21 protein-coding genes and 1 pseudogene are annotated in these 22708 nt (G+C 58.1%); 8 read left to right on the top strand and 14 right to left on the bottom strand.

From position 1 onward, the window contains the following. From ACODR8_RS18650 to ACODR8_RS18610, 9 genes and pseudogenes are all read right to left on the bottom strand, one after another. Positions 1-220 (bottom strand): annotated as a pseudogene (locus ACODR8_RS18650) (hypothetical protein); the annotation flags it as partial. A 12-nt stretch (positions 221-232) separates the two neighbouring features. Beyond that, positions 233-1138 carry an LLM class flavin-dependent oxidoreductase gene (locus ACODR8_RS18645; protein ID WP_489008645.1) on the bottom strand — a complete coding sequence of 302 codons (906 nt, stop codon included), beginning with the start codon at positions 1136-1138 and terminating at the stop codon, positions 233-235. A 174-nt stretch (positions 1139-1312) separates the two neighbouring features. After that, entirely contained in the window at positions 1313-3550 is a 2238-nt protein-coding gene (locus ACODR8_RS18640) for a TonB-dependent receptor (RefSeq protein ID WP_489008644.1), read from the bottom strand. A 158-nt stretch (positions 3551-3708) separates the two neighbouring features. Then, positions 3709-4095, bottom strand: a complete 387-nt coding sequence (locus ACODR8_RS18635; protein WP_224551175.1) for an EthD domain-containing protein — start codon at positions 4093-4095, stop codon at positions 3709-3711. Positions 4096-4139: 44 nt separating this feature from the next. Next, entirely contained in the window at positions 4140-5090 is a 951-nt protein-coding gene (locus tag ACODR8_RS18630; RefSeq protein ID WP_489008643.1) for an SDR family oxidoreductase, read from the bottom strand. Between the two features lie 69 nt (positions 5091-5159). After that, a complete protein-coding gene (locus tag ACODR8_RS18625; protein WP_489008642.1) occupies positions 5160-7130 on the bottom strand; it encodes an oxidoreductase in 1971 nt (656 codons plus the stop codon). A 78-nt stretch (positions 7131-7208) separates the two neighbouring features. Further along, positions 7209-7961 (bottom strand): SDR family NAD(P)-dependent oxidoreductase, encoded by a 753-nt coding sequence (locus ACODR8_RS18620; protein WP_489008641.1) that lies wholly within the window; start codon positions 7959-7961, stop codon positions 7209-7211. A 356-nt stretch (positions 7962-8317) separates the two neighbouring features. Next, positions 8318-9019 carry a TetR/AcrR family transcriptional regulator gene (locus tag ACODR8_RS18615; RefSeq protein WP_489008640.1) on the bottom strand — a complete coding sequence of 234 codons (702 nt, stop codon included), beginning with the start codon at positions 9017-9019 and terminating at the stop codon, positions 8318-8320. Positions 9020-9073: 54 nt separating this feature from the next. Beyond that, complete coding sequence (locus ACODR8_RS18610; RefSeq protein WP_224551170.1) at positions 9074-9679, bottom strand: TetR/AcrR family transcriptional regulator; 606 nt, start codon at positions 9677-9679, stop codon at positions 9074-9076. 147 nt (positions 9680-9826) lie between these two features. Between ACODR8_RS18610 and ACODR8_RS18605 the strand changes: the two genes are divergently transcribed. Continuing rightward, on the top strand, positions 9827-11125 hold the full coding sequence (locus tag ACODR8_RS18605; RefSeq protein WP_489008639.1) for an NtaA/DmoA family FMN-dependent monooxygenase: 1299 nt from the start codon (positions 9827-9829) through the stop codon (positions 11123-11125). Between the two features lie 5 nt (positions 11126-11130). Here the strand turns inward: ACODR8_RS18605 and ACODR8_RS18600 are convergent, their stop codons facing one another. Further along, positions 11131-12378, bottom strand: coding sequence for an MFS transporter (locus ACODR8_RS18600; protein WP_489008638.1), 1248 nt, complete (start codon positions 12376-12378; stop codon positions 11131-11133). Between the two features lie 288 nt (positions 12379-12666). Between ACODR8_RS18600 and ACODR8_RS18595 the strand changes: the two genes are divergently transcribed. Next, positions 12667-15051, top strand: a complete 2385-nt coding sequence (locus ACODR8_RS18595) for a TonB-dependent receptor (RefSeq protein ID WP_489008637.1) — start codon at positions 12667-12669, stop codon at positions 15049-15051. A 264-nt stretch (positions 15052-15315) separates the two neighbouring features. Here the strand turns inward: ACODR8_RS18595 and ACODR8_RS18590 are convergent, their stop codons facing one another. The 3 genes from ACODR8_RS18590 to ACODR8_RS18580 are packed head-to-tail and all read right to left on the bottom strand — an operon-like array spanning position 15316 to position 17331. Continuing rightward, positions 15316-15744 carry a nuclear transport factor 2 family protein gene (locus ACODR8_RS18590; protein WP_489008636.1) on the bottom strand — a complete coding sequence of 143 codons (429 nt, stop codon included), beginning with the start codon at positions 15742-15744 and terminating at the stop codon, positions 15316-15318. Between the two features lie 49 nt (positions 15745-15793). Then, positions 15794-16219, bottom strand: a complete 426-nt coding sequence (locus ACODR8_RS18585) for an SRPBCC family protein (RefSeq protein ID WP_489008635.1) — start codon at positions 16217-16219, stop codon at positions 15794-15796. Continuing rightward, a complete protein-coding gene (locus tag ACODR8_RS18580) occupies positions 16216-17331 on the bottom strand; it encodes an LLM class flavin-dependent oxidoreductase (RefSeq protein WP_489008634.1) in 1116 nt (371 codons plus the stop codon). The genes ACODR8_RS18585 and ACODR8_RS18580 overlap by 4 nt, the downstream gene beginning before the upstream one ends. Positions 17332-17629: 298 nt before the next feature. Between ACODR8_RS18580 and ACODR8_RS18575 the strand changes: the two genes are divergently transcribed. The 6 genes from ACODR8_RS18575 (at position 17630) to ACODR8_RS18550 (ending at position 22278) form a co-directional block, all read left to right on the top strand. After that, positions 17630-18139 (top strand): SRPBCC family protein, encoded by a 510-nt coding sequence (locus ACODR8_RS18575; RefSeq protein ID WP_489008633.1) that lies wholly within the window; start codon positions 17630-17632, stop codon positions 18137-18139. Positions 18140-18348: 209 nt separating this feature from the next. Beyond that, a complete protein-coding gene (locus ACODR8_RS18570) occupies positions 18349-19923 on the top strand; it encodes a Re/Si-specific NAD(P)(+) transhydrogenase subunit alpha (RefSeq protein WP_224551161.1) in 1575 nt (524 codons plus the stop codon). A 13-nt stretch (positions 19924-19936) separates the two neighbouring features. Continuing rightward, the gene (locus ACODR8_RS18565; RefSeq protein WP_224551160.1) at positions 19937-21388 is read left to right on the top strand and encodes an NAD(P)(+) transhydrogenase (Re/Si-specific) subunit beta; all 1452 of its coding nucleotides are present in this window, start codon (positions 19937-19939) and stop codon (positions 21386-21388) included. 60 nt (positions 21389-21448) lie between these two features. Beyond that, a complete protein-coding gene (locus tag ACODR8_RS18560) occupies positions 21449-21634 on the top strand; it encodes a hypothetical protein (RefSeq protein ID WP_489008632.1) in 186 nt (61 codons plus the stop codon). A gap of 12 nt (positions 21635-21646) precedes the next feature. Next, positions 21647-21886, top strand: coding sequence for an alpha/beta fold hydrolase (locus ACODR8_RS18555; protein ID WP_489008631.1), 240 nt, complete (start codon positions 21647-21649; stop codon positions 21884-21886). Positions 21887-21975: 89 nt separating this feature from the next. Beyond that, positions 21976-22278 carry an alpha/beta fold hydrolase gene (locus ACODR8_RS18550; protein WP_489008630.1) on the top strand — a complete coding sequence of 101 codons (303 nt, stop codon included), beginning with the start codon at positions 21976-21978 and terminating at the stop codon, positions 22276-22278. A 39-nt stretch (positions 22279-22317) separates the two neighbouring features. Here ACODR8_RS18550 and ACODR8_RS18545 read toward each other — a convergent pair. Then, positions 22318-22708: nuclear transport factor 2 family protein (locus ACODR8_RS18545; protein WP_489008629.1), on the bottom strand; the 391-nt coding region annotated here is incomplete at its 5' end.

The raw sequence follows: 22708 nt of genomic DNA, 5'->3' as shown, positions 1-22708 counted from the left end.
CAATTGGACGCCGCAAATGGGCACGTGCGTCGTGATCAATGCAGGTTGGTATAAGGTCGAGCAAGCTGATCGAAGCAAGCCCCGGATTCTGGTCATCTGCCAAACGAAGTTCGGCATCGTTCAGAACCGTTGCATGCACCCTATCTCCACGTCGAAGAAGCGCACCTACTGTTGCCGATCCGCTACCCCCGGCCGCGCCGATGACCAAGACTGTCTTCATGATGACGCCGTCTTACGCTAATGATAGCAGATTAGTCGTTTGCCGCAGCGCGTCCCAGTCCGCATTCACGTCCCGCTCACCGCCCACCGGGGGATGATCCGCCGCCCGGATCGGATTGATGATGATGCGCGAAGTGCCGGCAGCCGCATATTCTTCCGCCCGCGCCTTGATCATTTCAGGCGTTCCCCAAGCAATAATGGCGTCGAGCAGCCGGTCGCTGCCACCCTGTTCGAAGTCCTCCGGTCCGAAGCCGACTTTGGTGTACGCTGCCTGATAATAAGCAAGTGGGATGTAATGCGTCATGAAGGCACGACCGACCCGATGTGCTTCGTCTGGATCCTCCGTCAAGATCACCGGGAAGTTGGCAGTGACTTCAAGGTCGGGTCCAACAAAAGCACGCGCTTGCCGTATATTCTCGACTGGCAGGATCCAGGTGAAAATTCCCTGGCCGTGCTTCATAGCGAGTTTCTGAAGCCCAGGCGCATGCGCTGCTATATGAAGTGGTGCCATCTCTTTGGGTTTAGCGTGAGCAAGTTCCGCATCGTCCATATCTTGCAGATATGCTGTCATTTTCTGTACAGGGGGCGCCCACTGCCCTTTGCGCACGCCCACTATCCATTCATTGGATGCGCCCAAGCCCATTATAAATCGTCCAGGATAATATTCCGACAATGTCTCCCGTGCCTGTGTCGCGGCCATGGCGTCACGGCTATAAACGGTTGCAATCCCGGTCCCCACCTTCAATGTCGTCGTGATTCCAAGAATGAAGGATGCCGCTAGAAATGGGTCTCGGCTGAAGGAATCGAGCAGCCATACGCTTTCATAGCCCAGCGCTTCCACGGAAAGGGCCAAGCGCGATAAAGCGTCTGCGTCCAAGTCATAGGCATGCTGATTGAGAAGAACACCGATACGAGCCATGATACACTCCAATAGCTTATCGTGATTTATGAGCACCTTGATCGTGCGGGATATCAGATGGCCAGTGTTGACCGATCCAATAGTTGCGCCCGCTAAACCCTGTCTCGCAGACGTTATTGATAGGAGAAACAGGGCAGACGAACCCGCCAAAGCGGGAACGACTGCCCAATCACTCTAGAAGCGGTACTCTGCGCGAACACCGTAAGACCGGGGTTTGGCCGCGTTGAAGTTCACGCCATAGGGTGCACCCGTAGTACGATTCTGGGTGTATTTCTTGTCGAATGCATTGTCGAGGTAGAAGCCCAGACGCAGTTGCTCGCCTGGAGGGCTGACATAGCCGGAAAAATTGGCAAGGACATATCCGCTCTGCCGATCATATCCCAACGGTCCGCCGGCGCCTGGCCAGAACAGAAAGTTCGATCGATATTGGGCAACGCCCGCCAGATTGCCGGTCCAGTTCCCCAGGCTAAAACTATAGCTGGCGTTCAGCGATGCCATAAAGCGTGGCGCATGAGGAACCCGTGTGCCCGAAAGGTCCGCCGAACAGGCAAAGAGCGTCGCTCCCGGCGCATTCGGATTGGACGTACCGGTGGGGTCAAAGCAGATTTGCGAGGCATTCGGATAGCTTGCATATTCGGCATGGAGATAGGCAAGCGACGCGCCGACAACCACGCCGGACAATGGATCGCCATTGACTTCCAACTCGGCACCATAGCCTTCGGCCGCGCCGACATTCTCGGTCTTGGTGCCCGAACCCGTGGCGTCGATGATCTGCTGCTGAAGCCCCTTATTCTTATAGTAGAAGACCGCAAGGTTGCTACGCAGCTTTCCGCCCAGGGCCGAATTCTTGATGCCGACCTCGTGATTGAACACCTTTTCCGGATTGATAGAATTGCCGGGGAACGGTGCAGGCGTAGAAAATCCGCCAGCCTTGAAGCCGCGCGTATAGCTATAATAGAGATTAACCGGCCCGTTATCCCAGGCCAGCACGAACCGCGGCGTAAATGCACGAAACGACGCTCCGTCCGTGAAATTGGCAGGGGCACCGAACAATTGGAACCCGGTGCTGTTATTAACGGACAGATCGCGCTTGTCGTAGGTATAGCGCCCTCCGGCGGTCAACTTGATCTGATCGGTGATCTCGTAGGTGCCTTCGACGAAGGCCGAGATGGATTCGGTTCTTACGTCGGCGTTGTTGCGCGGATAGGACCCAGCAAATGCCACAGCAAAATCATAAGCAGCACCGGCAAGTTCGATGTTGATGAAACTTTTATCATGAAAATAGTTGACACCGAACAGGTAATTAAATCGTCCATCCAAGTTCGATGCCAGCTGAATTTCTTGCGAAAAAGCCTTACCGCCATTGCGCGGGACATTGAACAGAAAGGTGTCCGATGATACGAAATCATTGTCGGCAAACTGCTTGCTTATGTTGTTGAAGTAGGTTGTCGTACTGGTCAGGTCGAATTGATCACCCGACAGATCGACACGCAGATCGGTGCGGAACATCCGATTATAGTAAGGCCCTGTATCGGTCTGTATCGACTGATAAAATCCGGGCGGCGTTTCACCACTGGACTGGCACACATAGCAGGTCGGGGCACCCAGACCGAGCGCATCATTATAGTTGCGCGCTTTGCTGCGCTGCCATTCGACACCACCGGCGACGGTCACATTATCACTGGCATCCCACTTGAACCGACCGCGCAATGTGTAATTATTTTGCGCCGCCAGCTTGGTGCCATCGACGTTAGTGATATATCCGTCTTCTTTTTTGTAACGGCCTGCGAAGCGCACACTCAATGTGTCCGTCACCGGTATGTTCAACATGCCATCGACCTGCTTGTGATCGAAACGGCCATATTCCGCGAGGATTCGCCCTTCAAACTTGTCCGTCGGCGCAGCGCTGTTGATGCGCACGACGCCGCCGGTCGCATTTCGTCCGTACAATGTGCCTTGCGGGCCACGAAGTACCTCGATCGTGCCGGCGTCGACCAGGTCGAGCAATGAATTCACGCCGCCTGCGCGGGGAATATATGCGCCATCCATATAGATCGCGACCGGAGATTCGAGACCTGGTGTCGAATATTGGATGCCGATGCCGCGAATGAACAATGACAGGAATCCGCTTGCTGTCGCAAAATCGGTCCCAGGCATCGCCAACTGGATATCGCGCATGTTACGCAACCCAAGCTGCGTCGCGGTCTCGAAGTTGACCGCCGTTATAGCGAGCGGCACGTCCTGAAGACGTTCGGAGCGTCGCTGCGCCGTGACGACAATGTCCCCGGACGATGGTGCAGGCTCTTCGACCGCGACAGACGACTGGCTTTGCGCGAATACAGGCTGTGCAGCGGTAATGCCGAGCAAGCCGGACACTCCGCACAGCAACGAGATTTGAAACAGTTTCTTCATAACATCCCCTTTTGCAATCGTCGCCGTATCTACGGCAATTTCTCGATCATAATTCGCTGGATAACGGGCTAAGACGTTCGACCGTCCGCGAATTATGGTTCCTATATCCTATAAAACGACGCGATTGGTAGAGCGACTTTGTCGCATGCATCTGTTCGCTACCCGTTGATCCCCAAGCCGGTAAACTCGTCAGCCACGCCCTCGCGCGTTGCTGCGCGGTCGCAGAACCGCTCCTCATCCTGGGTGATGAGCCGCTGAAACTCGACGTCCTGACCAATCCGAACGAGTTCCGCGAGCGCCTCCTCGCTCTTTATCGTATAAACAGCGATGGCATCATAAGAGGTGCCGTCATCATAGCTCGCGTCGGCATCGGGCCTGCCATGGTAGAGATTGTTAAGGTTCTGGGGATAGTAGCGCCGGAAATCTTGAATAAGATGGCCTATCCGCTCACCACATAATGGAACATGAACATTTTCGTAATGATCACGAAAATCTTCAAATGACATGCCCTTTTTCTTCTTAAGAAAAACAATCATCTTCTTCATTTTGGTTCAATCCTTATCAACTCTGAAAACGGCGTAGTGGAATTTCATCCAGATACGGACCCGATCGACGCTGTGCTATCTGTGTCGGACGTCCAGTCCTGGCTTTCTGCCCATTCGCGCAACGTGACCATCGGGACAGCCAGTTCGTTGAGGATCGGATGCATGTCGACCTCAAATGGTCGATGCGGCGATTCATTGTTGAACGTGTAGAAACTGCCCATCGCCTGTGCGTAGACATCGCGCGGCATGAGATTCGATAGCCCGACTTCGCCGTGCACACGCTCGCCCCAATCGTAGGGGTCCTCATATTCGTAGGTGATCGGGCGGCCGAGAACGTCGGAAAGGATATCGACAACCTCCTCGACCGCCAGGCGCTGGGGTCCACCGATGGCGATGCGCCGACCGATGAGTTCGCCTTTCATAATGGCCGCCACCAAGAACTGCGCGACGTCGTCCATCGCGATCCAGTTCGCGAGCAGTCCTGGGCGCTGGCAATATTTATAAAGACCGTGATCGACAAGATTGGGCTTGGCAAAACGCGTCAGCAAATTGTCCATGAAAAGAACCGGGCGGAAAATGGTGACATCAAGGTCCGCGCCCGCGATGATGTTCTCCAGCCACAGAACGCCGTCATAGAAGGGTTCGCCGCAGGGCGCGTCAGGCGCCCACATCATCGAATTGTGAATAATCCGCCGAACGCCCGCCCGACCTGCCGCCTCGACGAGGTTCTGGGCATATTGGCCCGATTTGTCACCCGCCAGCGAAGGGATCGCGCTCAGGACAGCATCCGTCCCAGCAAAAGCTGCGGCCAGGGCATCGACATCGGAAAAATCGGCGCTGACCACCTGCGTGCCCTGAAACTCATCGCGCAAAAAAATGTCCGCCGTCCGCGAAATTGCGCGTGGCGTGTAGCCCTTTGCAAGAAGCTCTCGCACCTGGGCCTGACCCATCCTGCTACTGGCGCACAGCACCGCGATTATCTTTTGCTCGGTCATTCCATGTTCCTCACAATTGGAGAGCCTTCGGGGATCCCGCCCCACCGTTTCTGTCCATCGAGATCGGCGTCAGACCGCCGCGCCCGCGAGATGACCTTCGCGGATCGCCGTCTGGACATATCGCGGTGAATTGGCATCCCCCACGATATGCAGATGATCGACACGCCCCCTCAGATCATCGTAAATTTCACGGTTCTGGCGGTTGCTCGATACGAGAACGACGGTGTCGGCATCCAGCACCGTCCTGTCCTGGCTGCCATCTTCGAGATAGGCCGGCCCGACGATCACATGGCCGTCCTCGATCGCTATGCCGCGCGTGCGGATCATGTGACGGAACGGCTTGCCCTGCATCCGTTGCAGATATGGCTCGACCATCAATGTGGGGCGGGCGAGCGGCGCGATTTCACGCTTCGGCGTGACGTAGGTGACCGACAGCCCCTGGTTGATCAGAAACTCCGCCGATCCAAGCCCCTCATAATGGCCGACATCATCGATCACAACGGCGCTTCGACCCAGATTTGAAGGTGTCATCATGAAGAGTTCCGTCGAGGAGATGACTCCCCTGCGACCGACGCCACTGATCGGTTCGCCCAGATGAGAGGATTGGATTCCATCCATTCGCTGCATCGCACCGGTCGCGACGATCACCGCATCTGCGCCCACGCCCAGGACATCGTCGGCATCGGCGTAATTGCTCAATCGCACCTCGACGCCCAGCCGATATACTTCCTCTTCCAGCCAGGTCACAATATCGACCATGTTATGGCGCGTCGGCGCTTTGGCGGCGGCGCGCAGCGATCCGCCAAGCTGTGGGCTGGCCTCCATCAATATGACTTTATGGCCACGAACGGCTGCGACACGCGCCGCCTCCAGCCCCGCAGGTCCGCCGCCGATCACCACGATAGTGCGCGGTTCGGCCACGACCTTGAGCAGATGGTCGCCACGCTCCAGTTCATGTCCGGCACCAGGATTGACCGCACATTCGATCGGCAGGCCGAAAACCTGATTGGTCACGCACGCCTGGTTGCAGCCGATGCAAGGCCGTACGCGATCCCCCTGCCCAGCAAAGCTCTTGGACACCAGTTCAGGATCGGCGATGGTCGCACGCACCAGACCGACCATGTCGGCATCGCCATCGCGAATGACCTGATCGATTTCCTCCAGCGTCCGAAACCGCCCCGTCACCAGCGTCGGCAATGTCACATTATGGGTGATGGGAACGCTCGTTGGCATCTCATAGCCGGTAGGCTCGTTCATCCCGCCGATCATTTTGTCGTTGCGGCAATAGTTGCCCATCGACACGTTGACATAGTCGATCAGACCCTGGTCCTGGAGCATCTGGGCCAGGCGCAAATTATCCTCGATACCGACGCCGCCGACGGCCAGATCCGTGCCGACCCTGACGCCGACCACGAAATCCCTGGAAACAGCATTTCGGATGGCCGTCATCATCTCCATGATGAAGCGGGTCCGGTTTTCAAAACTGCCGCCATATTCGTCTTCACGCTTGTTGGTGTTGGGCGAGAAAAATTGGGCAGGCAGATAGCCATGGGCGCAGTGGACATCGACCCCGTCCAGACCATATTGCTCCATGCGGTGCGCGCATTCTGCATAGGCGCCGACGATCTCGTCGATCATGCCTTTGGTCATTGGGACCGGCACAGTGCCTACCTCCACATTGGGGATATCGGATGCGCTCCAGGGTGGCGAGCCGTCGAGAGCCCCAAGATAATGGCCGGCATGCCAAAGCTGTTGGAAAAGCTTTGTCCCATGCGGCTTGACATGATCGACGAGATTGCGCATCCCGCCTTCGATGTCGTGATTATAAATGTTGAGGTTCAACGGCGTGGAGGGATGGACCGAACCGACTTCGCTGATGATAAGGCCAACACCGCCGCGCGCCCGCTCTGCATGATAGGCGACCAGCGCATCGTTCATCTCGCCCCAGCCGATCCCGGTGCCATGCGCGGGCCGAAACGTCCGGTTTTTAACCTCGACATTGCCAAGCCGGATCGGCTTGTCGACATGGGTGTAAGCCATCCTCTCGTCTCCGTTCATCTGGACGACCCTGTCATGCCGGGCCGCTCCTTATAGGCGTTGGAAAAATGCGCAGCGATCCTATGCGGAAAAGCCACCGTCGATCGTCAATGTCGCGCCAGTGATGTAGGCGGCAGCGGGGCTGGCGAGAAAAGTGACCAATCCGCCTATTTCCGTGAGATCGCCAAAACGCTTCAATGGTATGCCGGCGCGGATACGTAGCTGATCCGCTTCCGGCATATTGTGCGCCATTTCCGTATTCATCATGCCGGATTCGATGATGTTGACCGTAATCCGGCGCGGTGCGAGGTCATGGGCCGCGCCACGCGTATAGCCCGCGACCGCCGCCTTCGAGCCGCAATAATCAGCCGCGGTGGCCATGCCTGCCTTGCTTCCGCTGACAGAACCAATGGTGATGATCCGGCCATCATCGGCCATGACATGGGCCACGGCCCGGATGGTCGCGATGACGCCGAACGTGTTGACGGCCCACAATTGATCAACTTCCTGATAATCGCGGCTTTCCCCCAGGCGTTGCAGGCTCGCCAGGCCGGCATTGTTGACCAGGATATCGACCCGGCCGAATGCCTCCATGACGGAATCGACAAGCTGCCGGGCGGCCGCCGGGTCGGACTGGTCCGACCGGAATGCCCTGGCCCGCACGCCCTGCCGTTCCAGTTCGCCAATGATGCTATCCGCTTCGGCTTGCGAAGATCTGTAACTGAAAGCGACATCAGCGCCCGCCTCAGCCAAAGCTGCCACAACCGCACGGCCGATGCCGCGCGTCCCGCCTGTTATCAACGCACACTTGCCCGACAGTTCTCGCTTGCTCATCTAAGCCATCCCATCCATCCGACCGGCTATAATTCCAACAGTGACCAATAGCCGGACTTGCGGTTGGGTCCCCGATATGGTCGCCCAGGCAAGACAGCATTGGAATTTTCAAGGTCGTCCTTGCAATCAAGGCGCAGACCTATCTGATCCGGAATTTGGGTTACCAGCCCTGCATCCTCCTCAGTGTCCCAACCCTCATGAGGTTTTTAAGACATATATCCCAATGACTGATTTGCATGAGACCATGATCGAGTCAATACGAAATCCAGGATTTAGGATTTGATTCCTAATCGAGCATCGGTTGGGGGATAGGAGGATTGCAAGGGCCGGGACGAAATCGGAGACGGCCTGTTTGCTCATACGTCCAGAAATAGCAGATGGGCGGACGCTTTCAGCCCATCCTGGAATATCTTTTTGGCCAGCGTGGCATCGGGAGCGCGGCTTTGATTTTTATCCTGGTCCGTGATGGCCCCGTAACATATTTCGTTGATCAGTCGTACACGGGCGTCAAACAGCGGCTGCGGTACATGGTTCGCCTTGCGCATCAATATTTGCATGACAAGAAAGGCGCTGGGGGCAAGTTCCTGGGTCCATGCCTTGCCGTCCCATTCCGAGAAGCGGTTCACGGCACGCAGGAAGGCCGCAAAGCTGTGGCAGCCCTGCGCGTCGATCTCGTCAAACACCGGCTGATATGTAATTTCTATCAACGTCAGCGGATCATCCAGCAATCCGCGCACCCTGGCGTCCTCCAGCAAAAGTTTGCGCCGTTCCTCCAGCCCCGGCATGCGCGCTCGAAAGATAGCCTCGATGAGGCCGCGCCTGTCGCCAAAATGATAGCCGATAGAGGAGTTGTTGGCGGAACCGGCAGCGATGCTGATTTCCCGCAATGAAGCACCGTCTACGCCGCGCGCGCCCCATAACTGGATGGCTGCATCGATGATAGCTTCGGCAGTTCCGGTTCCCCTTGCTGGCGTGGACGGGGCCTGGGCATGTCCCGTGATCATTCGCTTGGTTTTCTTTTGTGTCATTGTTGATCGTGCTTCTTTCATCCGTGCCATCGCTGCAGTCAGCCCGCTCCATCACGCTGACCGACGCCAAACCCCTGCGCCGCTCTACCGACCGGCCCTGCCTGTGTGGCCGTCGCCGGTGGCCCATCCCTTTTTCAGCATGACGCGAAGGACATCCCGCGTGTTCGCATCAGAAGCACTGGCTCCACCTGCCCAGGCCACAGCCAGACTGCCCAGGAAAATATCCCGTCCTGTCAAGTCGTGGCGTGCAGCGCCATCCTCTTGCGCGGCACGCAATATCCTGTCGGTCGTATCGATGACGTTCTGGCAGGTGAGGGTCAGCGGTGAATTGGCGCTCGACCAGGCCGCGCGCAGCGGTTCCGACAGGCCATCATAGACCAGCATCCAGTCGCCAAGCGCGTCGATCCACCGCTCCAATATCCGATCCGGGCGCATTTCTTCCGCCTCTATCAAGCCGCGCTCGCGCTCCAGGTCTTCATGGTGCGCGTCCAGCAAAGCGGCTAGCAACGCATTCTTGTTCGCAAAATGCCGGTAAAGCGTTCCTGGACCGACCTGCGACTGGGTGGCAATGGCGTCCATCGAAACATCCACACCCTCCTTCCTGAAAGCCTCCCGTGCGACTTCCAGAATGTGCGTCCTGTTTTCCCGGGCATCCTTGCGGGTTCGACGAGCAGCGGAAGCGTGCGGCATGACAATGCGCCCTTGTATAACGGAGATTGTCTCCGTATCTCATGTTTAACGGAGATTGTCTCCCTTTAGCAATGACGGGCTCTTGTGAAAAGGATGGGCGCTCACGGCAGCGGAAGGGCCATGATGACTAGACAGATGATAATCGGCATGCATTTCGGGAATGGCTATGGGTCGCAGCCCGGTGCGTGGCGCATGCCTGGGGTCGATCCGACCAGCTACACCAGTTTCGATAATCAGGTCCGCTTTGCGCAGACCGCAGAGCGCGGCAAGTTTCAATTCCTGTTCGTGCCTGATTTTCCGGCGCTCAAGGGCGACATAGCGACCGAAGCGCCGCAGATCACCATCGATCCGATGATGACGCTCGCCGCGGTGGCGCGCGGAACCCAGCGGATCGGGATGGTCGCAACAGGGTCTACCACCTTCAACGAACCTTATAATCTCGCCCGCCAGTTCAAAGCCCTGGACCTGATGAGCCATGGCCGGGCGGGATGGAATGCCGTGCCGACAAGCGATCCCCAGATCGCGGCAAATTATGGACGGCAACTGCCGCCGCGGGGCGAGAAATATCAGCGGCTCCATGAATCCATCCAGATCGTCCAGGCGCTGTGGGGCAGTTGGGAACAGGATGCCTGGATCCATGATACAGCCTCCGGACGGTTCGCTGACCCAGCAAAGATAAGGCCGATCAATTTGCGAGGGCGGCACGTCGGTGCCAGTGGACCGCTTCCGCTCCCGCCGTCCGAACAGGGGCAGCCGGTGATTTTCCAGGCAGGGGGCGGAGATCAGGGGCTGGAAGTTGCTGGACGTTATGCCAGTGGCGTCATCGGCGCCACCTACACGATCGAGGATGCGCGCGCCCAACGCACTGCACTCCGCAACGCCGCCGAACGCGCAGGTCGTGACCCGGACGAGATCAAATTCTTTCCCGGCCTGATGACTACGATCGCGCCCGACAGGCGGGCGGGGCTGGATCGGCGGATCGCGGTGAGCGGCCATACATTCTCCGATCGGGCCGGATACCTCGGACAGATGCTCTCGTTGCGGCTCGATGCGCATAATCTCGACGAACCGCTTTCGAAGGCCCAACTCGCCGCGGCCCGCCCATCACCCTATGATCCTCGCTCTAGTCATGCGCTTGGCATCGCGCGTGAGGGCTGGAGCCTGCGCGACATATTGGCGCATGGCGTGATCGACTATCATCCGGTGATCGCTGGTCCGCCTGAGGACGCCGCCGACCATATGCAGGCCTGGTTCGAAGCAGAGGCGGCCGATGGCTTCTGGCTATCCCCGGACGTCTACGAGGATGGCATCGATGCGTTCGTGGATGGCGTGGTCCCGATCCTGCAGGAACGCGGACTGTTCCACCTGGACTATCAGGGAAGGACCTTGCGGGATCATCTTGGCGCGCCGAGCCAATACGGTCTTGATCCACGCGTGTCCGGCTGACCGTTTCAGGCGGTCTGGGACACCGCATCTCGATATCTGCGCCGCCCCATAAGAGCTGCCGCAATGGATGCGGCCGAACAGATCAGGCATGTCAGGGAAATGCTGTAGCCCAGCCCCATGATGCTGTCGGCAAAGACAGTGGCCGACAAGGCACCGATGATCGACGTGCCTGCGGACAGAGAGACGATATTGTTCCAGAGTATGAAGATCGCAGAATTGATGCCGCGCAGCAATGGCGGGGTGATCAGTTGCAACGCCGCCACGAGATTGCCGAAAAAAGAGCCGAGGGCGAGCGACTGGAGCACGAGCATGGCCAGGGAAAGGGGGAGGCTGTCAACCGCGCTATAGCCGCTGGTGGCAAACGCGACGAAGGAGAAAAAGGCCACGGCGACGAGCGGGGCATCGGCCATTCCGCGACGTTGCAGCCTTTCGGCCAGCGCCACCCCGAACAAGGTGCCCAGGCTGCTGCAACATAGATACAGGACGCCAAGAACAAACCCCGCCTTGCTGGGTGAAAAACCGAACACACGGATAAGATGGGTCGCGTACCAGACGAACCCTGCATAATAGACGATGCCCAACAGGCCCGAACATAGAAACACAGGAGCAAAGCCCCCCGCTCGCGCGCGCAGAAGCTTGAAGCCATCCGACAGACGAGCCGGGGTGTCGGCGATCGCCGCAGTGCGCTGCGGCTCCTTTATCCCCAGCAACAGCAGGGCCACCAGGAAGCCGGGAACGCTGATGATCCAGAATGCCACCTGCCATCGTTCATATCCCGGAATGAGCGGCAGGCTGTTGACGAGATTGATGACCGCGCCGCCAGCAACGAAGGCGGCCCCCACCCCCAGCGTTGCCGCCATCGTGAAGATGGAAAGAGCGCGCACGACCCTTTCTTTCGGGAAAGCGTCGGTAATCATCAGATAAGCCGCCGGCGACAGGATTGCCTCTCCCAGTCCAACCACTATCCGGGCGGAAAACAGCATCGGAAAACTCTGCGCCAAGCCGCATAATATGGTGCCGAAACTCCAGAACAATATGCCGCCAATCAGCACGTTGCGGCGATTGTAGCGACTGACGATGATCCCGGCCGGCAGCGTGGCTGCGCAAAATGCGAGCGAAAAGGCAGGCCCCTGTAGCAGCCCGATGCGGAAATCATCGATCTGAAGCGATGCCTTGATGGGCGCGACAAGCAGCGCGATGATCTGACGATCGAGAAAGGCGACGATGTAAGCGATGACGAGTACGCCCAGCATCTGGTACGCAAGCCCAAGCGAGCGACTTGGCTGTGCAGGGGGGCCAGCGAAATCGTTCATCTTTCATCCTCTTTACAACGTTCGAGATCGGTCTTGGCAATCGTCGACAAGGCTGTGCCGTAGCGTAATGTAAACGGAATTTTGCGTGGAAAGCCACGTCAAGAGCTGTTGACCGCCCCCGGCAACAAAGCTATCCCACAAACAATCTCTAGTCTTTCGATCCTAAAGTCTAGAAGGAAAAAATGATAAAGAATGCAAACAGCATCATCTGGGAGGAGGATAGGATAAATGTCAAAGATTCTTCGGGGCATGTGGCTCGTTTCAGCCTGCGGTAGCGCACTCTTGGCCTGCGGCGCCGCGGCCCAGCCCACCGTTGTTGGCCCAACCGCTCCGGCAGACGGGAACACACAACAGGCCTCGACTGGTGAGAGCGCCGATATCGTCGTTACCGCCAACCGCAGATCGCAGACATTGACGGATGTCGGCATCGCCATCAGCGTGCTCGACAGTTCCCAGCTTGAAACCCGGCAGATCTCGAGCGTCGGCGATCTTGCTGCTCTGGTCCCTGGCCTGTCCATCGGCAATAGCGGCTATGCAACGCCGATCTACAGCCTGCGGGGCGTGGGCGTCAACGAGCCCACCGTCGGCGCCGGTTCCAGCGTCACCGTCTATGTTGATGAAGTGCCCCTCACCCTGCCCATATTCACGCGCGGGGCGACGTTCGATCTGGAACGAGTCGAAGTCGTAAAAGGACCGCAAGGCACGCTCTATGGCCAGAATGCCACCGGCGGTGCCATCAACTATATTGCGGCCAAGCCGACCGATAATTTCCAGGCCGGGATCAGGGGCAGCTATGGCCGGTTCAATGCCGCGTCGCTGGAAGGCTTCGTCAGCGGCCCCTTGTCCGATACGCTCAGGGGACGGATCGCAGCGCGCGGCGAGCGCGGCGATGGATGGCAAAAGAGCATTACGAGAGACGATAGCTTGGGCAAAGTGCGCAAGTTCGCAGGGCGCGCCATGCTCGAATGGAAACCGGGCAGTGATTTTCGCGCGCTGCTCAATGTAAACGGCTGGCAGGACAAGTCCGACACGCAGGCGCCGCAACTCGTCAAGATCGTTCCCACCAACCCCGCAGTGCCGCCCTTTTCCTTCGTTCAGTCCGCGCCGGCCGCAACCGGCAACGCCCGGTCGGCGGATTGGGACAGGGACACCGATTTCGACCAGAATGCCTGGTTCTATCAAGGCTCCCTCCGCCTGGAATATGATGTCTCGGATGATGTGACGCTGACATCGCTGACGGCCTATTCCAAGTTCCGCAATCGATCCGTGCATGAAGCCGACGGCATCGGATATTCGCCCGCGCTGGGCAGGGATATCATCAACGGGCGCTACGATCTCGCGTCCGATGCAACCAGCTTCACCCAAGAACTGCGCCTTTCAGCCAGTTTCTCGATCATCAACTTCGTCATAGGCGCGAATTACCAGCGCGACAATGTCAACGATATCCAGCTCGGCTATTTCGACGACTTCTCTGTCGTGTCGAATTTCTTTGGCGTCGATTTGAATTCAACGCGAAATCTCAATAATCAGCGCATTCGCGGCTATGGTGTGTTCGCCAATATCGAAGCTGAACTGACCGACTTTCTCACGATTTCCGGCGGATTGCGCATCAACAACGAAGAACGGAAGTTCAAGGGATGCAGTGCTGACAGCGGCAATGGCAACGCAGCAGCCGCCTATAACGGTTTTACCAACTTTCTGCGCTCCAGTAACGGGCTGCCGCCCCTGTCGGCCTCTCAGCGCATCATGCCGAGTGGATGTATAACGTCCAATGCCGATTTCATCCCGGGGTTCAAGCTCGATCGTCTTGAACAATCGAACACCCCCTGGAACATCAACGTAAACCTCAAGCCGTTCGACCGCTCGCTGATCTACGCGCGCGTCAGCCGCGGGTTCAAGGCGGGCAATTACCCGTCCCTGAGCGCCGGCAACAATGCTTCGTTCACCCCGGTCGTGCAGGAAGACTTGCTGGCCTATGAACTGGGGTTCAAATCCAACGCGATCGACGGACTGTCCTTAGAGGGCGCAATTTTCCGTTACGACTATGCGGACAAGCAGCAGCGTGGACGCAGTAACACCGGCTTTCCGTTCGGGCTGGTGGCAACGCAGGTCAATATCCCCAAATCAAGGATCGACGGAGCGGAATTGTCGGCTGCCCTGCGTCCGGTCAAAGGGCTGACCCTGTCCGGTTCAGCGGTTTATATCGACACGAAGATCAAGGATTACATCGGCTACAGCATCGAAGGGCCGCTGGTAAACATGCAAGGGTTGCCGCTCAATTTCTCGCCAAAATGGAGCGTAAACGTCGATGCCAGCTATTCCACACCGATCACGCCCAGCTTGACCCTCTTCGGGGGTGCGGGCCTCGCCTATCGCAGCAAAGCGTCCGCGCAACTCGCCGCATCGTCACTCTACGATATCGACGCTTACACGCTGGTCAATGCGCAATTGGGCGTTGAAGATAGCGAAGGCCGGTGGCGGCTGTGGGCCTTTGGCAACAATATCACCGATAAATATTACTGGACCAACGTCGTGAAATTCGCCGACACGGTCACGCGCTTTACCGGCATGCCCGCAACCTACGGCGTAAGCTTCTCCTATAAGTTCGACTGATACCAGGCGGACCCTTTGTCGCTGTTCCCCGGCGCAGGCCGGGCAACAGCGATATTCGCTTCGATCCAGGCAATTTGGGTACATACCAACGTGCGATGATTGTGACTCATCTCGCCTCCCCAGCGGGGAGGGGTCGGGGGAGGGGAGCGAGGTGAAGGCGAGCGTCCACGCCGGCGGTAACACACCCCCACCCAACTTCCCCCTCAAGTGGGAGGAGTCTTATGGATCACGATCATTACAACTTGGTATCGGATGCCCGGCGGACTATCCGGCGACAACATTCTCGAATGGGAATGACTTGCCGAGGATTTTGCGCTTGATCAGCCAATCGTCGCCGATTTTGACATAGTCATCGTCATATCTGACATGAAATCGGATACGCTCGCCGTTCTTGCGCATCGTTTCGACCAGACTGACGGATGTGCCGCGCGCGGTCGTCGCTGTCAGGTCCGAGATAATTTGATTGTTTATCAGATGAACAATATGGTCGACCGTGTCGCAGATCTTGGCACCATAGGCGCGTATCGCTTCGCGCCCGGTGAAAATCGCATCGTCGAAAAATGCGCTTTCGTCCAGTATCCCGTCCGGGGCAAAGATCGCCGCCCAATTATCCGGCTCGAAATTGTCGACATAATAGGCATATTTATAGTTTAGTTCCTGTAGATTGAGGCGATCCTCTATACTCATCATCATGTCCTCGATGCAGATTGGGTTAGCGCAGATAGCGCTAGGTGGGCGATTTTCAGATTTGCGACGACGTCAAGGCGTCGCGAAGATGGTCGATCCGAGAGGGATAATATTGTTCCAGATAGGCATCGAGCGCCGCCGCATCTTCTCGTGCCGGATCGACGCCGGATGTCCAGTTCAACGCCGTCCGGCCTTCGCCATCCGCTAAAAGGGCAATCGCGCCCTTCAGGCCGATGGAGGACGGCTTGTCACTGTCGATGATCGCGTAATGCAGGACATGCCGGTCGTGATCCAACCGGTCGAGCCGTTCTGCGGCCCAGGAATCGGCGAAGTACACGGTGCGAATTGCGCCCTCTCCTTCGCCTTGCGTCTCACAGCGCTGAACCAGCGGATGCCAGCGTTTGAGATTGGCAAAGTCCGAGATCATGGCCCATGTGTCAGGCAGAGGCGCATCGATCACTGCATCTATCGAAATCGTCATGGGGTTGCTCCATCATAAAGCCAAGGCCCGATCGCGTGGGCAATTTTCCCGATTGCGGCCTTTACGGCCTCCGGGCGCCGACAATTGAGCGCAAAGATCATGTCAGTCGCGCCTGCGGATCGGTACGCGTCAACAGCGGTCCGCACGTCGTCGGCGCGATCCACCTCGATCGCCGCCTTGCGTTCGCCTTCGGTGCCGCCTTCTCCGTCGAATGCGACGTTGAGGCGCATGCTCGCCGCTATCTCGCTCGGATCGCGCCCTATCGCAATCGCGTAAGCGGCGATTTGCTGATACATCGACTGGAATTCGTCGGGCGCTACCGCGACCGCCTGCCACCCTCGTCCGATACGAGCTGTCCGTCGCAAGGCGGCGGGACTGATCCCGCCTACCCAGATGGGAATCGTAGCCCCGTAGGGCTTGGGCGAGCTATGAATGTCGGAAAATGACCACGCCGTTCCTTGGTGATCGGTTGGTCCTTCGGACCAAAGCGCCTGGATGATGTCGATAGCCTCGTCGGTCCGCGCGCCACGCTCTTTCCATGGAATACCCACCGCCTCGAATTCTTCGGGCACATTGCCGATGCCCGCGCCCAAAATGGCGCGGCCCTTCGATAGATGATCCAGGGTGGCGAAATATTTGGCGATGAAGAAGGGGCTGTGAAACGGCAGGACCAGCACCGATGTGCCAAGCTGGACCCGCTTCGTCATAACGGCTAGGGCCGACAGGATGGACAAGGGACTATAATAGGGCGCGTCGCCGATACGATCCCGCACATAGCTGACATTGACGAGATGTTCGGACGTCCAGACCGAGTGGAATCCGCACTGGTCGGCAAGGATGCCGACGCTGACCAGTTCGCTCACATCGGCGATGCCCCAGTTATTGGGAAGGGACAGGCCGATCCTCACCGCCCGGCAACCATTTTGGCGACTGCTACCGCGCCGCAGCCTCGTGCCGGACGCAATGGCGAACAACCTTGGGGCAATAGCAGCAGGACGGTTGACTGACGGCGCTGCATCTTTCTCGTTTCCGATTAGGGTGCATATACTATCGGCACCGGTCATGGTGTCAAGCGCGATGCCGTGAATGGCACCGCGGATATATTCATCCACGCTGCCACGGCCTGTTGACTCAAATAGGATATTTATACTATTGCCTTGGTTTAATAGGGAGGTGTGTTGGGAACTAGGTCATGACGGCATTTTCGCGGCGCGGAGAGCCTGTTTTTGGCTCAGTCTGAGAGTGCGCCACGCCGACCAGAGCGTGCGCCGCACAACTCGCCGGTAGCGCACAAAATGGCCTCGTGGCTGCACGCTAACGCACGGCCCCTGATTGTAACACAGATGTTATGGCTCCAGACGCAATGGCAAACAGGCCATGATCGTCAGCCCGCAAATTGGAGAGATGCTTGTGACAAAGGTGCATAGAGTTACCGGGTTTCACCAGGGAAGGATTGACGCGGATATCGAGGATATCTGGGCGCTAGTGACCGACTGGGGCAGCCTTGCCTGGTTCGATGATGGCAGCAATTCGGACGGACTGAAGCTGGTGGACAGCTGGCTCGAAGGCGAGCCGGGCGTTGTCCCTCGTACGCGCGTGATGGCGCGGGGCGAAGGTGCCGTTCAGAGCGGCGCGCCGGAACAAAATCGCGAAGTGCTGCTGGTCGAAGATAAGGTCGCGCACCGCCTCTATTATGACGCGTCGGACGGTTTTGTGCCGGGCATTCGTAACTATATCGCCAGCTGGAGTTTCGACGCACTGGACGATGGCGGCTGCATGATGACGATTTCGTCGAATTTCGATTGCGTCCCGGCAGAGACCGGCGAACAGAATGCGGAAATGCTGCACACCGTTTACATCGCTATCGTTAACAGCATTCATAAGCATTTTGCCAATGCGAAGGCAATGGCACCGCAATAACGGCATTGAACGCGCACAAGGATAACGCGCGGCCATGCATATGGACGTCGATTGAACGAACGGCATGCCAAACGATCAAATATTGATCCCGGCGGAAAAAACGTTTCAGCCTGAAGGCGGAAAAATTTCATAATGGATCAACCGCACCAGGCCGACCAATATAATGGGTACGCCATAACGGTTGCGTGTGAAAAGGGGAGGAAGACGGTTTGAAAATCGGTGCTCCAGGAGAAGTGGCACAGGGCGAGGCGCGGGTTGCGCTGACACCCGACAGCGCCCTGCAATTGCAGAAGCTCGGCCATGAATGCCTTATCGAGAGCGGCGCGGGCAAAGCGGCCGGGTTCGACGATGATGCCTATCGCGCCGCTGGCGTAGAGGTCGTTGCAACCGCCGACCAATTATGGGCGGCATCCGACGTGATCGTAAAGGTGCGCCCGCCCGAAGCGGAGGAGGCAGCCCGCCTCCAACCCGGCAAAACCTTGATTTCCTTCTTCTATCCCGGTCAGCGCAGCGAAGAGTTGGCGGCGATCAGCGCGACTGGCGCCAATGTCCTGGCCATGGACATGGTGCCCCGTATCTCGCGTGCGCAAAAGATGGACGCGCTGTCCTCGATGGCGAACATCGCGGGCTATCGCGCGGTGATCGAGGCGGGGGCGAATTTCGGGCGCTTCTTCACCGGACAGGTGACCGCGGCGGGCAAGGTGCCGCCGGCCAGGGTGCTGGTGATCGGGGCTGGCGTCGCCGGCCTGGCTGCGATTGGCGCGGCTACATCGCTTGGCGCGATCACGCTGGCCTTCGACGTTCGGCCCGAAGTCGCCGAACAGATCGAATCGATGGGCGCGCAATTCGTCTATCTGGACTTTTCGGAGGAGCAGCAGGATGGCGCGGCGACCGGCGGCTATGCCGCCCCGTCCAGCCCTGAATTTCGCGACGCGCAGCTCAAGAAGTTCCGCGAACTGGCGCCGAACGTCGACATCGTCATTTCCACCGCGCTCATTCCGGGCCGCGATGCCCCGGTCCTCTGGACGAAGGACATGGTCGAGACGATGCGCCCCGGCTCGGTCATCGTCGATCTGGCGGCGGAACGCGGCGGCAATTGCGAATTGACGGTTCCCGATCAGAAGATCGTGTCGCCCAACGGCGTCACCATCATCGGTTATACCGATTTCCCCAGCCGCATGGCCGCGCAGTCCAGCTCGCTCTATGCCAGCAATATCCGCCACATGATCTTCGATCTGACCCCGGCCAAGGATGGCGTGATCGTCCACAATATGGACGACGACGTGATCCGGGGCGCGACCATCGCCCACCAGGGAGAGGTCAGCTTCCCGCCACCGCCGCCCAAGATCAAGGCGATCGCGGCGCAGAAGCCCAAGCCCAAAGCAGAAGAGCTGACTCCCGAACAGAAGCGTACGAAAGAAGTTGCGGCATTCAAGGCCCAGACCCGTTCGCAGGTCACGCTGCTGGTCGTGGCCGCACTATTGCTCATGGCGGTCGGCGCGGTTGCCCCTGCCAGCTTCATGGCCCATTTCATCGTGTTCGTGTTGGCCTGCTTCATCGGCTTCCAAGTGATCTGGAATGTCAGCCACGCACTGCACACCCCGTTGATGGCGGTAACGAACGCCATTTCGGGCATTATCGTGGTGGGGGCGATGCTCCAGGTCGGATCATCCAACACTCTGGTGCTTGCGCTGGCGTCCGTTTCCATACTGATCGCTTCGATCAACATCGTTGGCGGCTTCCTGGTCACGCGCCGGATGCTGGCCATGTTCCAGCGGTCGTAAGGGGGCCTTTTCCATGTTTGATACCGGTGTGGTGTCCGCAGCCTATATTGCCGCTGCGGTCCTTTTCATTCTGTCGCTTGGCGGCCTGTCCAATCAGGAAAGCGCCAAGCGCGCCGTGTGGTACGGCATTGCCGGCATGGCGCTGGCTGTGGTGGCGACGCTCTTTGGTCCGGGCGCAGCCAATCTGCCGATCGTGATCGGCACCTTCGCGGTTGCCGCCGTCATCGGCTGGATCGTGGCCGTCCGGGTCCAGATGACGGAAATGCCGCAGCTTGTCGCCGCGCTCCATTCCTTCGTCGGGCTAGCGGCCGTGTTCATCGGTTTCAACGCGCATTTTGAACTGGAAACGGTCAGCGCGCTCGCCCCCCTGGCGCGGGAAGCACTGACCGGCTTTGCCGCCGTTCTGGCGCACAAAAGCCCGGTCGAAATCAATATCCTGAAAGTCGAGGCGTTTCTGGGCATCTTCATCGGTGCGGTGACTTTCACCGGATCGATCGTCGCGTTCGGCAAGCTCGCGGGCAAGCTGGACGGCAAGGCGAAGAAGCTGCCGGGCGGCCATGTCCTCAATGCCACTGCCCTGCTGGCATCGCTGGTCCTGCTGGTGATGTATGTAGGCAACATCGGTGCGGAAGGCCGCGAACTCATCCTACTGGGTGCCATGGCGGCGTTCGCGCTGTTCATCGGCTTCCATCTGGTCATGGGCATCGGCGGTGCCGACATGCCCGTGGTCGTTTCGATGCTGAACAGCTATTCGGGCTGGGCGGCAGCCGCGATCGGCTTCACCCTTGGCAACGACCTGCTCATCGTGACCGGCGCGCTGGTCGGTTCTTCCGGTGCGATCCTGAGCTACATCATGTGCAAGGCGATGAACCGCTCGTTCGTGTCGGTGATCCTCGGCGGCTTCGGCAACACGACGGGACCAGCGGCCGAAATCGAGGGAGAACAGATCGCGATCGATGCCGATGGCGTTGCGTCGGCCCTCAACGAAGCGGACAGCGTCGTCATCGTGCCGGGATATGGCATGGCTGTGGCGCAGGCGCAGCAGAGCGTGAGCGAACTCACGCGCAAGCTGCGGGCGGCGGGCAAGATGGTGCGTTTCGCCATCCATCCCGTTGCGGGGCGCCTGCCCGGCCACATGAACGTCCTGCTGGCCGAAGCCAAAGTGCCCTATGACATCGTGCTGGAAATGGACGAGATCAACGACGACTTCCCGTCGACGGACGTCGTGATCGTCATCGGGTCGAACGATATCGTCAACCCGGCGGCGCAGGACGACCCGAACTCGCCAATCGCTGGCATGCCTGTGCTGGAGGTCTGGAAGGCCAAGCAGGTCTTCGTGTCGAAACGTGGCCAGGGGACCGGCTATTCCGGCATAGAAAATCCGCTTTTCTACAAGGATAATACGCGGATGTTCTATGGAGACGCCAAGGTCGCGGTAGACAGCCTGCTGGGTAAAGTGACTTAATGGGGGAAGAATGGGGAAAGGTAAGCCTTTCCCCTTCGCACATTTTCCAGAGGAAGCGCCATGCCGATCAGGAAAGCCTATGTCGACACAACCGACGGGCAAATTCACTATCGATTCTGCGAAGGTGGATCAGGACTGCCGATCCTGTTTTTTCACATGACCGCCAGTTCATCATCCTCGTTTGAAAATCTGATGGCTGCACTGGACGGCTTCTGCCCGTTATATGCTTTTGACCTGCCCCATTAAGGGCAAAGCTTCATGCCAACGGCGGAGCCTTCCTATCCCTACATCGCCGACGTGCTGATAGAGGCCATCAACGCTTTGGGTATTAAAAAATTCCATTGCTTCGGGCATCATGGCGGCACGAATGTGTCGGCACAGCTGGCCGCGAACCATCCCGACAGAGTAGCTTCCATCATACTGGCTGGCGTGACCTATCCGACCATGGAGGAAGTGCCCGCAACAGCGCCTACATCTACGACAATCCACCAGACATAAGGGGATCGCAGGCAATCACTGCATGGACCCGCGTGGTAAAGGATTGCGACAGTTCTGCCCCGGTAGAGCCAGATGCCCCCTTTTTTCCCGTGCCACCTGAAATCTATCACAGCGAGTTGATCGATACGCTGACCGCAGGCACAGAATGGCATTGGGGATATCGGGCGGTATTCAAGCATGACATGCCAAAATTGCTCGAAAAAGTCTCTTGCCCGATCCTCTTGGTGTGCGGCAAGCGTGACATCGTCTTCTTTTGGCATGAGCGGGCGAAACAGGCCCTTCCCCACGCCAAGGTTGTTGAACGAGAGGGTTATGGCAGTTATTACTGCACGTTCGCCGGTAATGACCTGGCACCCTATATAAGAAACTTCGTCAATGACCTGGACGCGTAAATCATATTTACTGGCGCATTCAAGCGGCGCTCACCAGCTTCATCGGCTGCGTTGTGTAGGGGCATCGGCAGACCAATCCTGATAGATCGGATCATGCGGATGGAAAGCGCCCCAGTTTGAAAGAGCAGGAACATTAACGATATCCCAATCGGGTGCGATCGTTCGGACATCGCACCAGTCCCAAATGCAGGTACGTCGCAAGATCTTCCATTCACCATCGCGTTTTTCGCACAGATCGCGATAACGGCCAGCCTGAAACATCGTCACTTGCGGCTCCTTGAACTGGACGACGCAGATGAACATGCTCTCGCGCTTTGCTAAATTGCCGTCGATTTCGGACAGGACATTGCTCAGATGGTGATTGCAGCTGTAGATCTTATACCAACCTGCATTGATCACGACGCACGTGCCCATTTGCGGCGTCCAATTG

It is taken from the genome of Sphingobium sp. FG58 (genome assembly GCF_057809055.1).
The sequence above is the reverse complement of the archived record's forward strand: the minus strand, read 5'-3'. Positions and strand labels throughout refer to the sequence as shown.

Excerpts from the sequence above, each read along its gene's own strand:
- ACODR8_RS18645 (WP_489008645.1), bottom strand. The coding sequence starts at position 1,138 with ATGGCTCGTATCGGTGTTCTTCTCAATCAGCATGCCTATGACTTGGAC.
- ACODR8_RS18565 (WP_224551160.1), top strand. The coding sequence starts at position 19,937 with ATGTTTGATACCGGTGTGGTGTCCGCAGCCTATATTGCCGCTGCGGTC.
- ACODR8_RS18560 (WP_489008632.1), top strand. The coding sequence starts at position 21,449 with ATGCCGATCAGGAAAGCCTATGTCGACACAACCGACGGGCAAATTCAC.
- ACODR8_RS18635 (WP_224551175.1), bottom strand. The coding sequence starts at position 4,095 with ATGAAGAAGATGATTGTTTTTCTTAAGAAGAAAAAGGGCATGTCATTT.
- ACODR8_RS18640 (WP_489008644.1), bottom strand. The coding sequence starts at position 3,550 with ATGAAGAAACTGTTTCAAATCTCGTTGCTGTGCGGAGTGTCCGGCTTG.
- ACODR8_RS18600 (WP_489008638.1), bottom strand. The coding sequence starts at position 12,378 with ATGCTGGGCGTACTCGTCATCGCTTACATCGTCGCCTTTCTCGATCGT.
- ACODR8_RS18555 (WP_489008631.1), top strand. The coding sequence starts at position 21,647 with ATGCCAACGGCGGAGCCTTCCTATCCCTACATCGCCGACGTGCTGATA.
- ACODR8_RS18620 (WP_489008641.1), bottom strand. The coding sequence starts at position 7,961 with ATGAGCAAGCGAGAACTGTCGGGCAAGTGTGCGTTGATAACAGGCGGG.
- ACODR8_RS18590 (WP_489008636.1), bottom strand. The coding sequence starts at position 15,744 with ATGATGATGAGTATAGAGGATCGCCTCAATCTACAGGAACTAAACTAT.
- ACODR8_RS18630 (WP_489008643.1), bottom strand. The coding sequence starts at position 5,090 with ATGACCGAGCAAAAGATAATCGCGGTGCTGTGCGCCAGTAGCAGGATG.
- ACODR8_RS18585 (WP_489008635.1), bottom strand. The coding sequence starts at position 16,219 with ATGACGATTTCGATAGATGCAGTGATCGATGCGCCTCTGCCTGACACA.
- ACODR8_RS18615 (WP_489008640.1), bottom strand. The coding sequence starts at position 9,019 with ATGGCACGGATGAAAGAAGCACGATCAACAATGACACAAAAGAAAACC.
- ACODR8_RS18625 (WP_489008642.1), bottom strand. The coding sequence starts at position 7,130 with ATGGCTTACACCCATGTCGACAAGCCGATCCGGCTTGGCAATGTCGAG.
- ACODR8_RS18595 (WP_489008637.1), top strand. The coding sequence starts at position 12,667 with ATGTCAAAGATTCTTCGGGGCATGTGGCTCGTTTCAGCCTGCGGTAGC.
- ACODR8_RS18610 (WP_224551170.1), bottom strand. The coding sequence starts at position 9,679 with ATGCCGCACGCTTCCGCTGCTCGTCGAACCCGCAAGGATGCCCGGGAA.
- ACODR8_RS18605 (WP_489008639.1), top strand. The coding sequence starts at position 9,827 with ATGCATTTCGGGAATGGCTATGGGTCGCAGCCCGGTGCGTGGCGCATG.